The 14170-nt window shown below is 54.8% G+C and carries 13 protein-coding genes; 6 read left to right on the forward strand and 7 right to left on the reverse strand.

The genetic code is table 11. The annotated features are described in order from the left end of the window. Window positions 1-38 precede the first annotated feature (38 nt). Window positions 39-230: a PLD nuclease N-terminal domain-containing protein gene (locus WA429_RS09390; RefSeq protein ID WP_068519944.1), complete on the forward strand. Its 192-nt coding sequence runs from the start codon at window positions 39-41 to the stop codon at window positions 228-230. An 86-nt stretch (window positions 231-316) separates the two neighbouring features. Here the strand turns inward: WA429_RS09390 and WA429_RS09395 are convergent, their stop codons facing one another. Together WA429_RS09395 and WA429_RS09400 are read right to left on the reverse strand one after the other, a co-directional pair. After that, window positions 317-2083, reverse strand: a complete 1767-nt coding sequence (locus tag WA429_RS09395) for a TRAP transporter permease (protein WP_287465245.1) — start codon at window positions 2081-2083, stop codon at window positions 317-319. A 73-nt stretch (window positions 2084-2156) separates the two neighbouring features. Beyond that, window positions 2157-3113 (reverse strand): TAXI family TRAP transporter solute-binding subunit, encoded by a 957-nt coding sequence (locus WA429_RS09400; protein ID WP_068520032.1) that lies wholly within the window; start codon window positions 3111-3113, stop codon window positions 2157-2159. Window positions 3114-3191: 78 nt separating this feature from the next. Between WA429_RS09400 and WA429_RS09405 the strand changes: the two genes are divergently transcribed. From WA429_RS09405 to WA429_RS09415, 3 genes are all read left to right on the forward strand, one after another. Further along, window positions 3192-3491 (forward strand): hypothetical protein, encoded by a 300-nt coding sequence (locus tag WA429_RS09405; RefSeq protein WP_156480894.1) that lies wholly within the window; start codon window positions 3192-3194, stop codon window positions 3489-3491. 60 nt (window positions 3492-3551) lie between these two features. Then, window positions 3552-4997, forward strand: coding sequence for an MFS transporter (locus WA429_RS09410; RefSeq protein WP_287465243.1), 1446 nt, complete (start codon window positions 3552-3554; stop codon window positions 4995-4997). 229 nt (window positions 4998-5226) lie between these two features. Beyond that, window positions 5227-7419, forward strand: coding sequence for a malate synthase G (locus WA429_RS09415; RefSeq protein WP_287465241.1), 2193 nt, complete (start codon window positions 5227-5229; stop codon window positions 7417-7419). Between the two features lie 98 nt (window positions 7420-7517). Here the strand turns inward: WA429_RS09415 and map are convergent, their stop codons facing one another. The 4 genes from map to pcaH all read right to left on the reverse strand — a co-directional run bounded on the left by map (window position 7518) and on the right by pcaH (window position 11588). Continuing rightward, window positions 7518-8267 carry a type I methionyl aminopeptidase gene (map, locus tag WA429_RS09420; RefSeq protein ID WP_287465240.1) on the reverse strand — a complete coding sequence of 250 codons (750 nt, stop codon included), beginning with the start codon at window positions 8265-8267 and terminating at the stop codon, window positions 7518-7520. 100 nt (window positions 8268-8367) lie between these two features. Beyond that, the gene (locus tag WA429_RS09425; RefSeq protein WP_287465239.1) at window positions 8368-10008 is read right to left on the reverse strand and encodes a GGDEF domain-containing protein; all 1641 of its coding nucleotides are present in this window, start codon (window positions 10006-10008) and stop codon (window positions 8368-8370) included. 233 nt (window positions 10009-10241) lie between these two features. Then, a complete protein-coding gene (gene pcaG / locus WA429_RS09430) occupies window positions 10242-10871 on the reverse strand; it encodes a protocatechuate 3,4-dioxygenase subunit alpha (protein ID WP_287465238.1) in 630 nt (209 codons plus the stop codon). 3 nt (window positions 10872-10874) lie between these two features. Next, window positions 10875-11588, reverse strand: a complete 714-nt coding sequence (pcaH, locus tag WA429_RS09435) for a protocatechuate 3,4-dioxygenase subunit beta (protein ID WP_068519950.1) — start codon at window positions 11586-11588, stop codon at window positions 10875-10877. A gap of 101 nt (window positions 11589-11689) precedes the next feature. Here pcaH and WA429_RS09440 point away from each other — a divergent pair, with 101 nt between their 5' ends. Further along, on the forward strand, window positions 11690-12643 hold the full coding sequence (locus tag WA429_RS09440; RefSeq protein ID WP_286885926.1) for a LysR family transcriptional regulator: 954 nt from the start codon (window positions 11690-11692) through the stop codon (window positions 12641-12643). Window positions 12644-12653: 10 nt separating this feature from the next. Beyond that, complete coding sequence (locus tag WA429_RS09445; protein WP_068519953.1) at window positions 12654-13289, forward strand: trimeric intracellular cation channel family protein; 636 nt, start codon at window positions 12654-12656, stop codon at window positions 13287-13289. 135 nt (window positions 13290-13424) lie between these two features. Here WA429_RS09445 and phnF read toward each other — a convergent pair whose 3' ends face one another. Further along, window positions 13425-14138: a phosphonate metabolism transcriptional regulator PhnF gene (gene phnF / locus WA429_RS09450; RefSeq protein ID WP_114114097.1), complete on the reverse strand. Its 714-nt coding sequence runs from the start codon at window positions 14136-14138 to the stop codon at window positions 13425-13427. Window positions 14139-14170 lie beyond the last annotated feature (32 nt).

A 14170-nucleotide genomic window follows, 5' to 3' on the forward strand; every position in this document is an offset into this window, starting at 1 on the left:
GGCAAAAATCGCCGCAGCAATAAACACGAGGTTGGAACATGCTTGAGTATGGTGGAATTATTGGCCTGTTGGTCCTGATTGCCGACGTGTGGGCCATCATCAACGTTATGGGCAGCGGTGCAAGCACCGGCTCGAAAGTTATCTGGACGGTTCTTATTCTGGTTCTGCCGGTACTGGGACTGATTATCTGGCTGTTTGCCGGTCCGCGTAGCGGCCGCGTCTCAGCATAACATCAGATCGCACCTTCGCGGTTCGCAGATCAAAACACAAAAGGCCGACAGATATCTGTCGGCCTTTTGTCATTTCAGATGTGGTGTCAGATGCCCGCAGCAAAAATCGCCACGGCCCCGGCACAAACCAGCACCACCCGCGTCACAACGGCGCGCGGCGATATCAGACCAAACGAAATTGCCGTCAGGCCAACCGCGACCTTAAGCCCCGCGGCAATCGCCCAGACCGGATCATTGCCAAGATCAATCAGCGATGCATTGGCGATCATGGCAAGCGGCACGATATACAGCCCAACACCAAGCGCCATCGCGGTTCCGGCAACCTTGAGCCAGTTTTCTTCGACCATACCCGCCGCAATAAACACTGCACCGCAGACCGGGGGGGTGATTGTCGACAGCAAGGCAAACCAGAACACGAACAGATGCGCCTGCAACGGATCAAGACCAAGTTCGATCAAAGCCGGACCTGCCACGGATACGCAGATGACATAAGCCGCCGTGGTCGGGACTTCCATACCAAGGATCAGACAGGCCAGTGCCGTCAGCAACAAGGCAGGCCATAACATCCCGCCCGACCCGGACAGCAGAAGCGACGTAATTTTCACCCCAAGCCCGGTCAGCCCGAGAACCCCGATCACAATCGAGGCACAAAGAATGATCGACCCGATCATTGCCACCTGACGCCCGGCATTCAGACAAACGTCGGTAAAGCGATCCTTTGCCCGAACCAGATCAAAGGTCAGTGTGCCGTCAAAAAACAGCAAGGCCGCCCCGGCAAGCAGGGCAAGGCAAGCGGCATATTGCGGCGTGTAGCCACCCCCGAACATTCCCCACAGCAATATGGTAAAGGGCACCAGGAAAAAGCATGATGTGATAATCACAGCCCGCATTGTCGGGCGATCATTTTCCGGCACACCGGGAAGATCGAACCGCTGGGCAAAGGCATTGATCCCCACCCAGACAGCAAGGAAATAAAGAATGGCCGGCAAGATCGCCGCAACCATGATTTCGACATAGGGACGCCCGGTCAGTTCCACCATCACAAACGCACCCGCCCCCATCAAAGGCGGCATGATCTGACCACCTGATGAGGCCACCGCTTCGACCGCAGCCGCCAGCCGTTTGGGATAGCCAAGCCGGGTCATTGCCGGCAATGTAATCGCACCGGTCGATGCCACATTGGCCGATGCCGATCCCGATATCGAACCAAACAGTGCTGATGAAACGACAGATACCTTTGCTGCCCCGCCCTTAAGACGGCCAGCAGCCGCACCGGCAACATTCATGAAGCCCTGTCCGGCTTCACCGGCATTCAGAACCGCGCCAAATATCACAAAGATCGCAACGATACTGACCGACACCCCGGTCAGACTGCCCCAAAGGCCGCCTTCGGCAATGGTCAGGGTGCCCAGCATGCTTTCGACCGGAAGCCCCGCATGCCCGAATTCACCGGGAATATATTCCCCCCACAGCGCATAAAGCAGTGCAATCGACGCCACCAGGGGCAGTGGCCAGCCAATGGCGCGACGCGCCATTTCCAGAACAATCAGCAAAAGCGCGGTCGCAATCGCGATCTGCCCGTTGCCCATCAAAAATCCGTACTGATCACCAAGTGCCGAATGATTGGAAACAATCCAGCCACATCCGAACAAACCAACAATGGTCAAAGCGATGCCGGAAATTTTTTGCGCCGGAGTTTTCGCAACAAAAATCAACGCCCATGGCAAGGCAAGCGCCATGTGGATCGGGCGGCTGACAAGGTTGGGAACAAGGCCGGAAAAAATCAGCCACAGGTGAAATGCAATCGAAACTGCACCAAGGATAATCCAGAAGGGACGAGAAATGGCCGACATGTCAGATCAGTACATTTGATAAAGAACGGCCCGGCAAGACTGCCGGGCCTGTGATGCAAGAAAAGATCAGAACTTAACGCTGATCATCACGAACCGGGAAACCTGCCTCGGCGTAGTAGCGCAGCGCGCCAGCATGGATTTTACCGGTGATGTTGCCCAGCATTTCCGGCGCAACACCGTTCCACCAGGACGAGCTTTCACCCATTTTGGCTTTCTGTTCCCAGAAGGTCTTGGTCAGCTGATAGGCCGTATCATCATCCATCTGGGTGGTCGCAAAGGCGACAACAGACAGCGATGCCGTGGTGATGTCCTTGTCCTGACCGTTATAGGTGCCAGCCGGGATAACCGTCTTGTCACGTTTGGTCAGAGCAAGCTGTTCGTCAGACAGCGACAGAACATTCACATCCGTACCCGCAGCCGCTTCGATCACGTTGGGCGCAGGCCAGGAACCGGCAGTGACAAAGCCGTCAATCTGACCGTTTTTAAGGGCGGCAACCGCGTTGGAAAGTTCGGCATCCGCAAGATTGACCTTGCCATCAAGACCGAACAGACCAAGGTACTTTTCGCCTTCCTTGGCCCCGAAGGAGCCCTTGCCCAGCAAAATGGTTTTGCCTTCGAGACCGGCAAAATCGGTCGCGCCGGAATCAGCGCGCATGACGAAATGCATGGTCAGGGACGGGATCGGAAACAGGGCACGGACGCCTGCAAATTTTTCAGCCGGGCGGTCCTTGAACGGGCCTTTGGCAGCCTGGGCAAGGCTGACCAGACCGGGCGGCGACGTGAAGACATAGTTGCCCGGACGTACCATGGCTTCCATGACGTTCTGAACCGAACCCTGGCTTTCTTCGACCGTGACGATCACATCACCGTTGGTACCGGTTTTCATGGCTTCGGCGAATTGGGCCGCCATCTGGTAATAGGACGATGCGGCTTTTGCCGATTTCAGGGTGACACGGGTTTCGGCCTGTGCGGCAGTCGCCATCGACAGGGCCATGACACCGGCGGCAATGGCGCCAAGAGTACGTTTCATTTTCAAGGTTTCCTCCCCTTGTATGGTGGCCCGCCGGTCGGCTTTGGTTGCCGAACTTGAAGACGAACCGTTTAGCTGGTGGCGAAAACGCGCAAAATCCAGCCCGCTTTCAGGATGGTTTTTGGCAAAAAGAACCAAATTCCCGGTCATAGAAAGCATCTGTGGCGCCAAGGTCAAGCAGCTTGTGGCATTGATTGGCTGTCAATCGAATTCAAGCAGTCCGGATTTCACATGCCAGTTGCGCAAAACCGGCACTATTCGCGGCAGGGCTTCGCCCTTAAAGGAGGCGATGAAATTGCACGGGAACTTCTTGTGCAGACTGGCGTTAGCCCCAAAATGCATGACAATCCTTTTGCTTCAATGGCTTGTTTGGATTGACATGTTTCGTATCCTTGCCGCAGGGTGTCCCTGCCCCACACGAACTCAGACGAGGAAGCCATGCCGCGCTCGCCGGTCGCACTGATTATTGCACTGTCAGCCACTTTGTTTGCCGCATTCGCGCTAAATAGTGGCGCATCGCTGCAATCATCGCTTTTGGCACTGCGTGCATCGGCAGAAGGATTCGCGCCGATCTTCACCGGTATCATTATGGCGTCCTATTATATCGGGTTCGTTGCCGGGATTGTCTGGGGCGCAAGTCTGGTTAACCGGGTCGGGCATATTCGAACCTTTGCCGCCCTGGCATCGACCGGATCCGCCATCACATTGCTACATGCCGTTTTTGTCGATCCGATCACCTGGTCGCTGTTTCGTGCGCTGACCGGGCTTTGTGTGTCGGGGCTTTATCTTGTGATTGAAAGCTGGCTGAACGCGCAGGCCGACAACACGTCGCGTGGCGGTACAATTGCCATCTATATGACGGTGTCGCTTGGCGGCCTGGCAATTGGTCAGCTGCTTTTGAATGTATCACCGATCAGCAGTTTCGAGCTGTTTACGGTGGCCTCGGTTCTTTTGTCGCTGTCTCTGGTGCCGCTCGCATTGACACGCCAGCCGCCCCCCACGGCAGTCAGCGGCGAACGCATGACGTTCCGCCGCCTTTATAATATCTCGCCGCTCGGCTTTGTTGCCGCATCGGGTGCCGGTGTATTGTCCGGGGCAATTTACGGGGTTGGTCCGGTTTTTGCCGCCGACCTTGGTTTGCCGACCCATGATGTCGCCTATTTCATGTTCTTTGTCATTCTGGGCGGCATGATCATGCAGTTCCCGATCGGCAAACTGTCCGATATGGTGCCGCGCCAATATGTGATGATTGTTGTTCTGTTCGGATTGGCGATCTGTGGGCTGATCCCGCTTGCCGCACCGGACATGATCCGCAACAACCTGACACTTTGGGGGGGCATTACGGGTGTGTTCATCATGCCGATCTATGGATTGGCTGTGGCCTATGTGAATGACTATCTCGAACCCGAAGACATTGTTCCTGCATCTGGTGGCCTGTTGATCATTTACGGTGCATCCGCCGCGACAGGGCCGCTTCTGGGCGCCAGTGCCATTGGCCATATGGGCCCATGGGCGCTTCCGGTCTGCTTTGCGATTATCGGCATCTGTGTCGCAAGTTTTGCGATCTATCGCGCCGGTTTCGGTCGTCGTATCAGCATCGAGGAACAGGGTCAGTTTGTTGCCGTGCCGCGCACAACGCCAATGGCATTTGAACTGTCCCCGATCACCGATGACCCCGGCCAGGATCAGGAAGATGGCCAAACCGCGGGCAGCAGCCCCCTTGATCCTGATGAAATCGCTGAAATGATGACCCCGGATGGCACCGCACATCCCGATGATTTCGGTCAGGTCACAGTCGACGACCCCCAGCCCGATGACGACACCGAACGGCAATCGGGATCAGGATCGGAAACGGGCCCCGCATCCGGTTCAACATCGCGATAGCTTAAAGGCCCCGCCGGGATCAGATGGCGATACCGGCGGTATCACTGTGACCGGTCTATTTCCATAATACGGAAAACATCCCGAAATAGTAAAACCGGCTGTGGACCAGCACGGGTTCCAACCCATATGTTGTGGCAAATGAAAGCGTGGGAACGCAAAGAGGACGACGTTCGACAATCGGACGATTTCCCGGCTCCCACGGCGGTTCCAAGTCTGGTGAGAGAAACACATGACCCAACGTATTCAAAAAGGCGGACTTCAGATCGCAACGGTTTTGCATGATCTGGTTGCCAACGAAATCATTCCCGGCACGGGAATCAGTTCTGATCAGTTCTGGGCGTCATTTGAAAAGCTGGTCACCGAACTTGGCCCGCGAAACAAGGAGCTTCTGGCAAAGCGTGACGCGCTTCAGGCAAAGATCGACGAATGGCACCTTTCGCGCCAGGATCAGGCACGCGACCCGGCCGCCTATAAGGAATTCCTGACCGAAATCGGGTATCTGCTGCCCGAAGGGGACGATTTCTATATCGGCACGACCAATGTTGATCCGGAAATTGCCCGTGTTGCCGGCCCGCAGCTTGTTGTGCCGGTCATGAATGCGCGTTACGCGCTCAATGCTGCCAATGCACGCTGGGGCAGCCTTTATGATGCGCTTTATGGCACCGACGTCATTGATGAAGCCGATGGTAAGGAAAAGACCAAGGGCTTTAACCCGAAACGTGGTGCAGCGGTTGTTGCCTATGCTGCGGATTTCCTTGATCAGGCGGTTCCGCTTGCCAGCGGCAAACATGCCGATGCGGCCAAATATGAAGTCCGTGAAGATGGTTCGGGCTGGTGGACGCTTGTTGTCACACTTTCCGATGGCAGCGAAAGTGCCCTGGCACAGCCGTCACAGTTCATTGGTTACAATGAAAAGAACGGTGCGCTTTCGGAAATCCTTCTGCGCAACCATGGTCTTCATGTCGAAATCCGGATCGATCCGAGCCACCCGATCGGCAAGGAACATGCCGCAGGCGTTTGTGACGTCATTCTGGAATCGGCCCTGACCACCATTCAGGATTGCGAAGATTCGGTCGCTGCGGTTGATGCCGAAGACAAGACCCTTGTCTATCGCAACTGGCTGGGCCTGATGAAAGGCACGCTTGAGGAAAAATTCGAAAAAGGCGGCAAAACAGTTACCCGTCGCCTGAATGCGGATCGGACCTATCAGGGCTTTGACGGCAACGAGGTTGTCCTTCCGGGTCGCAGCCTGATGCTGGTGCGTAACGTTGGCCATTTGATGACGTCTGATGCGGTGCTTGATGCCAATGGCAATGAAGTGCCCGAAGGGTTCATGGATGCCATGATCACCGGCCTGATTTCCAAGCATGACGTCGAAGGCAAGAACGAGCTTTCGAACTCCCGCCATGGCAGCGTCTATATCGTAAAGCCGAAAATGCACGGCCCCGAAGAAGTCGCACTGACCAACGATCTGTTTGCATTTGTTGAAAACGTGATCGGTGTTCCGGAAAACACCCTTAAGGTTGGCATCATGGACGAGGAACGCCGCACGACGGTGAACCTTAAGGAATGCATCCGTGCTGCCAAAGACCGCGTTGTCTTCATCAATACCGGCTTCCTTGACCGGACCGGTGATGAAATCCATACCAGCATGGAAGCAGGCCCGGTTGTCCGCAAGGAAGCGATGAAAGACCAGTACTGGATCGCGGCCTATGAAAACTGGAACGTTGATGTCGGCCTTGAATGCGGCATGAAGGGCATCGCCCAGATCGGCAAGGGCATGTGGGCGAAACCTGATCGTATGGCCGAAATGATGGTTGCCAAAATCGGCCATCCGAAAGCCGGTGCAAACTGTGCCTGGGTTCCGTCCCCGACGGCTGCGACCCTGCATGTCATGCATTATCATCAGGTCGATGTTCGTGCCGTTCAGGACGAAATCGGCAAGCGCGAACGCGCAAGCCTTGATGACATTCTGGCCATTCCGCGCCTTGGCGACATCAAACCGATGCCAAGCGAAATTCAGGAAGAGCTTGATAACAACGCCCAGGGGATCCTTGGATATGTTGTCCGCTGGATCGATAGTGGTGTGGGTTGCTCCAAGGTGCCTGACATCAATGATGTCGGCCTGATGGAAGACCGTGCGACGCTTCGTATTTCAAGCCAGCATATTGCAAACTGGCTGCATCATGGTCTTTGCACCGAAGAACAGGTTATGGAAACCATGAAGCGCATGGCTGCTGTCGTTGACAAGCAGAATGCCGGTGATCCGACCTATCGCAATATGGCACCGAACTTTGATGACAGCGTCGCCTTTGCTGCGGCCTGTGAGCTGGTCTTCAAGGGTCGCGAGCAGCCGAACGGCTATACCGAGCCGGTCCTTCATGCCCGCCGCCGCGAAGCCAAGGCAAAATACGGCGCATAATCCCCGCCAAAAGCATCAAAACAAAAGCCGCCCGGATCATTCGGGCGGCTTTTTTGCTGCAAAAAATGCTGCACCATCAAGTGCAGCATAAAATCTGTTTATTCGCCAAGCGTCATGATCTCATAGCCCTTGTCGGTGACAACAAGGGTGTGCTCATACTGCACGGTGGCATCGCCGGTATCGGCAAACAGTGTCCAGCCATCTTCACCATCAAGCGCCCATTTCGCGCCATAGGACAGGAACGGTTCGATGGTGATGACCTGTCCCTTTTTCAGGGAACGGCGTTCTTTGGGATCGTCCCAGGTCGGGATGGTGTGCGGATGTTCGTGCAATGACTTGCCAATCCCGTGACTGGCCAGATTGCGGATCAGGGTATAGCCGCCCTTGCGGGCAAAATTTTCAATCTTGAGACCGATTTCACGGATCGGGGCCTTGTCGCGCACCACCTTGATCCCGGCCCACATCGCCTTTTTGCCATCTTCGCACAGCTTGGCAATTTCCGGCTTTGCCGTGCCGCAAATGAAGCTGGCGCCGGTGTCGGAAAAATACCCGTCCAGCGACGCGGAAACATCGATATTCACCAGATCGCCATCGGCCAGAACCTGATTGCCGGGTATACCGTGTGCCACCGCTTCGTTGACACTGATACAGGTCGCACCGGGAAATTTGTATTCGCTTTCGGGTGCGGAAACCGCCCCGGCATCTTCAAGGATTTTGCGTCCGATATAGTCAAGTTCAGCCGTGGTGATCCCGGGAACCGCAGCCGCCCCCATTGTATCGCGGGCACGCGCGCAAATCCGGCCAATCCGGCGCAAATGGTCAAGGTCTTTTTGGGATGAAACTGTCATGAAATGCTTATTGCGATGGCGCGTTGCAAAGTCAAGAAAACCCGCGCCTGACAGGGTTTTATCATTGATGAAATTGTTGTGATACGGCCCAACCGGCGCGTCAGGCCCGCGAAGTTGAACTGTCGGACGATTTTTCGACATCCGAAAACAGAACATATCCGTTCTTACCCCGCGCCTTGGCGGTATATAGCGCGATATCGGCACGTTCCAGAAGCTTTTCCGGGTCATGGCCATGTTCCGGATAGATCGATATCCCGATGCTCATATTGATCGATACCCGGTTCCCGCCCGTGATGAAGGGCATCAGGATTTCGTGCAAAATGCGTTCGGCAAGCATGGTTGCCTCGGTGGCACCGTTTTTGTCGACATGACAGACAATGACCATCTCGTCACCGCCAAGGCGCGCGACAAGATCACCACCCCGCACGCATCGCCGCAACCGCTTTGCCACTTCGCGCAGAACGTCATCACCCGCCGCATGGCCAAACCGGTCATTGATCGGTTTGAAATCATCCAGATCAAGCATCAGGATTGCCAGTTCGCCTTTTTTGCGATCTGCGCGCGCAATGGCATGTTCAAAATAGGCATCCATCGCCAAACGGTTGCCAAGCCCGGTCAGCTTGTCATGGTGGGCGATGTGTTTCATCGCCCCCAATGCCGCATCTTTTTCCGTCAGCTTGGCCAACAGAGACTGGAGGTTTTTGGACAGGATATTGATTTCGCGGGCGCCGCGCACATCCGGGAGCTGGCTGATTTCGCCGCGCTTCATTGCTTCGATCGCGTTGGCCATATGACCGATCGGCCCGACCAGAAAACCGGCCGCCCACCAGGCGATGATACTGAACACGACCGCAAGAACCGTTCCCCAGATCAGAATATCACGGCGCAATTCAAATACCGGTGCAAGGGCATCATCGACATGCTGACGCACCAGGATCGACCAGTTCAGACCATCATAATCAAGATGCCCGTCCGCAGGCGCATATCCGGTCAGATATTCCCGGCCATCGGGCCAGATGCTTATTTTCCAGCCGACATGATTGCGCTTTGCCTCGGTCAGGGCATCAAGACGCAGGCTGGTCCCCACCAGTTCCTGATCGGGTCCAAGCAGCACCGTGCCTTCCTGCGAAATAACAAAGATATCGACATTCTGATGGATACCCTGACCACCAAAAAGCGACTTGCGGACCGTATCGGCCCATTCCCAACTCAGATGTGTTGCCAGAACACCGGTGAATTCATCGCTGTCATTGACCAATGGCACAGCAATATCGACGAACTGGATGGGTTCACCATTATAAAGCGGGAATTTTTCGGCAAGCAGTTTGGCATCATGCACATCACCGATGAACTGGCCGTTCTTGCCGTATTGGAATACGGGGCGCTGGGCGATGTTCATTCCAACAAGCATGTCACCGGTCGCGGCAACCACCGTTCCTTCGTGATCAAGTACACCGATCCAGGTAAAAATCGGAATTTCCCGGCGCAGCCGATTGATGATCGAACTGATTTCGCGCACATCTTCGAAATTGCGCAGGGCACCCAATGTGCTCAGAACTGAGACTTCGCCGCGATGTGTCCACATGGTGCGGTCAAGCTCGTCGGCCATCTGGAGTGCGATATCAGACACGCCAAGGCCGATCTGCGTTTGTAAATCCGCACCGGACCGTTTGCCGACCACAAAGCTCATCAATGCCGCCAACCCGACAACCATAAGCGCAGTTGCCAGGGCGACTTGCACACGGATTCCGACTTGAAACAGCTTGTTCAAGGCTGACCCTCTCACTCTCCGGAACCGGGGCATATTGTTTTTGCGTGTTTGCCCTCGGTGCGGCTGGTTTGCCATACCGCATTTAATGACGGTGATATAAGGATCAGACAAGCGGTTTTGAAGAAGGACCCAAACAAAATATGACAGCCATCTTATATGGCTGTCATATTCGAATGCACATGGATCAGCGTCAAACGCGCCGATCAAATATCAAAGAACACTGTTTCGTTTTCACCCTGCAGAACAATGTCAAAGCGATAGACCGGCACAGCGCCGCTGTCATCACGCGTTGCGATCAGGGTTTTGCGGCGTTCGGTTTGCTCAATCAGGTTCAGGACGGGGTCGGCTGCATTGGCGATTTGTTCGTCGCCAAAATACATCCGCGTATTCAGGCCGATATTAATACCGCGTGCGACAATCCAGAAATTGACATGCGGCGCCATATCCCGACCATTTCGGCCTGTCACCACACCGGGCTTGATGGTTTCAAACCGATAAACTGCGGTATCAAAATCAGTGCCGGTGCGCCCCCAACCACGGAAGTTTGCATCAATCTCGCCCGTGTTCTGGCGATCAAGTTCATGATTGTAGCGCCCATCCGCATTGGCCTGCCAGATTTCAAGCAACGCATCGCGAAGCGGCGTACCCGTCCCGTCAATCACCCGGCCTTCGATGATGATCCGTTCGCCACGGGTGTTTTCATCGGCCATGATATTGGTGAAATTGTTTTCAAAAATATCAAAGCCCGCCTGTTTGGGGATCAGGCCGATATGGACATAGGGACCCGCCGTCTGGGATGCGGTTTCTTTGAGATATTCAAGTGGCTGCACCATGGATCAGTTCCCTTCCAGACGGTTTTCAAACAGGGTCGAACGACGACCGCGCAAGACGATGTCAAACTTGTAGGCAATGGTATCAAGCGGGATTGAGCCATTGAGATCAATCGGCGCAATCAGGCGGTTGATCGCATCTTCGTCGGGAATGACATGCACAATCGGGCATTCCTTGATCAGCGGATCGCCTTCGAAATACATCTGGGTGATCAGACGCTGGGCAAAGCCCGATCCAAAGACCGAGAAATGGATGTGGGCCGGACGCCAGCTATTGACATAGTTGCGCCACGGATAGGGCCCCGGCTTGATCGTGCGGAAAAAGTAATAGCCGTTTTCATCTGTCAGCGCGCGCCCGCACCCGCCAAAGTTCGGATCAATCGGGGCAAGATAGGTATCCTTTTTATGGCGATAGCGCCCACCGGCATTGGCCTGCCAGAATTCAACCAGCGTATGGGGAACCGGGCGATTGTTTTCATCAAGAACCCGGCCATGTACGATGATGCGTTCGCCAATCGGATCGCCATCCTTGGCATAATTGCGGATCAGATCGTTATCGAGCGGACCAAGTTCGTGCTGACCAAATACCGGCCCGGTTGTTTCGGATAACGATCCCTGAAGCGACAACATCGCCTGACGCGGGGAACGCGCGACTGATGTTTTATAAATCGGCGTATAGCCCGCGGGCTGAAGCGTTCGGTCACGCTGATAGAATTCCATTGATCTTCCTCCGCAAAATGTTTGTTCCGGTTTGTGCCGGTCTTGCGAACATCCTGCGCAGTCGATTGCATAAAATAAATGCATGATTTATCATTTAATTCATGAGCAATTTCGATCATTTGGAACTGGACGGGCATGCATTGCGGTTGTTTCTGGCCGTCCTTGAAGAAGGATCGGTAACCGCAGCCGCCGAACGGCTTGGCGTGACGCAATCAGCGGTCAGTCACAATCTGACCAAGCTGCGCCGGATCATGCGCGACCCGCTTTTCACCAAATCCGGGCGCGGCATTGTTGCCACCGCCCATGCCCAAAGCCTGGCCGAACAGGCGCGGTTTCTTCTTGATCAGATGCAGGCCTTTGCCAGTGGGGCAGATTTCAATCCCGCCGATGCCCGCCTGTCGCTGACCATTGCCGCAAACGATCTTCAACGCGATCTGTTGTTGCCCAGCCTGTTTGAAAGCCTTGAAAGGCAGCTTGCCGATATCCGGATGACGGTTGTGCCATCCCTTTTGCCCGGTCCGGCCTTGTTGCGCGAAAATCGCTGTGACCTTCTGATTTCGCCGCGCCCGCCCGAAGGTGTCGATATCGTCCAGAAACGTCTTTTGACCGATCATTACATGGTGTTTTTCGACCCCGAAATGCGCGCAGCCCCGGCAAATGCAGATGACTATATGTCAGCCCGCCATATCACGGTTCGTTACGGCAATAACCGCACCCTAGAATTCGATGATATGCTTGAAAATCAGGGGATTGATCGTAACATCGTTTTGCGGGTGCCGAACTTTACCGCCATTGCCGAATTTCTGCGGGGCAGCCAGATGATCGCAACTTTGCCAAGCCTTTTGCAGCAGCATGCCCTGCGTGATTTTGCGCGTGTGCCCGTGCCACTCGATACACTTGCCGTCAACACCATCGATCTTCCGATCTATATGTGTTGGCACCAACGATATCAGCACGATCCATCACACAGATGGCTTCGTTCCCAGCTTGAAGATGTGGTGGCTGCCAAACTGCGTACCCCATCGAACCGCCCGCTTTCGCAACAAACAGGCTAGACAGCACGTCATGACCATTACCCAGATCATTTATTGGCTTGAATTGGCGGGCGTCGCCGTTTTTGCAATAACCGGCGCGCTTGAAGCATCGCGACGCCAGATGGATGTGGTCGGCTTTGTTCTGATTGCGACCTTTACCGGTATTGGTGGTGGCACCGTTCGTGACGTGATCACCGGGGCGACGCCGGTTTTCTGGATCCGGGACCCAGCCTGGGTGGTGACGTGTATCGGGGCTGCGATCTTTACCTATTTCACGGCTCATCTTGTGGAACGGCGCTATGTGGCGCTGATCTGGCTTGATGCGCTTGGCCTTGCGCTATTTGGTGTAACCGGGGCTGCGATTGGTCTTAATCTTGGTGTTGCGCCGCTGGTTGCGATCATTCTGGGAATGATTTCCGCAACATTTGGCGGCATGGTCCGCGACGTTGTGTGTAACGAAATCCCGCTGATTCTGCGCCCGGAAATCTATATCAGCTGCGCACTTCTGGGGGCGAGCATCTATGTCCTTGGCACGGCCGTTCTGGAATTGCCGCGTGGACCGGTTGCGATCATTGCGTTTTTCTGTGCGTTTTTGCTGCGCGCCTGTGCGATCAAATTCAAGCTGAGCTTCCCGGTTTATAAAGCGCGTCCCGGCCGCGAATATTAAGCCATATGCAGGTGTTTTCAGCCGACGCCTTTGGCCTCACCACATCCATAGTGAGTTAACTGACTTTATCGCGCAACAAGGCTGATGTTTGGCTGATACCCAGCATAACTTTTGACAAATGCCCGGTAAGCCTTGTCATTCGACAATCAGCTGCACCCGATCACTTGAAAAGGCGGTGACACCATATTCGATCGGCACCCCGGCAGAATCGACATCGATGCTTTCCGTTGAAATAACCGGGCGGTTTTTGGCCTGTTTCAACAGGCTTGCCACACGTGATGACGGCAAGGCAGCCGAAATTCGCGTTGTTTTGCGGCTGTAATCATCAATGCCAAATCGTTTGAAGGCCTCGGTCAGGGATTTGGTTTGGGTGAAGATGTCAACGATGCCGTCAAAACGGGCTGCCGGCATGTAGCTTGTCGCCACAGCCAATGGAATGCCATCGGCCTCGGAAACGGAAAACAGTTCGATCACGCGGGTACCGGGTTTGACATCAAGACAATTGGCGACCGTTACATTTGCCTTCAGCACCTCTGAGGAGATCAGCCGTTTATCGGGAAGACGGTGGCGCCCCGATACGATCTGGGAAAAGCGGGTTTTGGATCCCAGCGGATAATCCAGAATCTGCTCCTGGACAAAGGCACCGCGACCCTGTTCGACGCGCACCACATGACTATCGACAAGTGCCGCCATCGCACGGCGCACGGTATGCCTGTTCACGCCAAACCGGCGCACCAGCTCCATCTCCGTCGGCATTTTATCACCGGGTGAAAACACACCTTCGGCAATATCAGCCAGAAGCTGTTTTTCAATTTGTTTCCAGATAGATAGTCCCGGCTCCCAATCCATCACTTTCCCCGTTCATAAAACTTTCACCGCAA

The sequence above is a fragment of the Thalassospira sp. CH_XMU1420-2 genome, assembly GCF_037029325.1.
GTDB classification, from domain to species: Bacteria; Pseudomonadota; Alphaproteobacteria; order Rhodospirillales; family Thalassospiraceae; genus Thalassospira; species Thalassospira povalilytica.

Excerpts from the sequence above, each read along its gene's own strand:
- WA429_RS09390 (WP_068519944.1), top strand. The coding sequence starts at position 39 with ATGCTTGAGTATGGTGGAATTATTGGCCTGTTGGTCCTGATTGCCGAC.
- WA429_RS09395 (WP_287465245.1), bottom strand. The coding sequence starts at position 2,083 with ATGTCGGCCATTTCTCGTCCCTTCTGGATTATCCTTGGTGCAGTTTCG.
- WA429_RS09400 (WP_068520032.1), bottom strand. The coding sequence starts at position 3,113 with ATGAAACGTACTCTTGGCGCCATTGCCGCCGGTGTCATGGCCCTGTCG.
- WA429_RS09410 (WP_287465243.1), top strand. The coding sequence starts at position 3,552 with ATGCCGCGCTCGCCGGTCGCACTGATTATTGCACTGTCAGCCACTTTG.
- WA429_RS09415 (WP_287465241.1), top strand. The coding sequence starts at position 5,227 with ATGACCCAACGTATTCAAAAAGGCGGACTTCAGATCGCAACGGTTTTG.
- map (WP_287465240.1), bottom strand. The coding sequence starts at position 8,267 with ATGACAGTTTCATCCCAAAAAGACCTTGACCATTTGCGCCGGATTGGC.
- pcaG (WP_287465238.1), bottom strand. The coding sequence starts at position 10,871 with ATGGTGCAGCCACTTGAATATCTCAAAGAAACCGCATCCCAGACGGCG.
- pcaH (WP_068519950.1), bottom strand. The coding sequence starts at position 11,588 with ATGGAATTCTATCAGCGTGACCGAACGCTTCAGCCCGCGGGCTATACG.
- WA429_RS09440 (WP_286885926.1), top strand. The coding sequence starts at position 11,690 with ATGAGCAATTTCGATCATTTGGAACTGGACGGGCATGCATTGCGGTTG.
- WA429_RS09445 (WP_068519953.1), top strand. The coding sequence starts at position 12,654 with ATGACCATTACCCAGATCATTTATTGGCTTGAATTGGCGGGCGTCGCC.
- phnF (WP_114114097.1), bottom strand. The coding sequence starts at position 14,138 with ATGGATTGGGAGCCGGGACTATCTATCTGGAAACAAATTGAAAAACAG.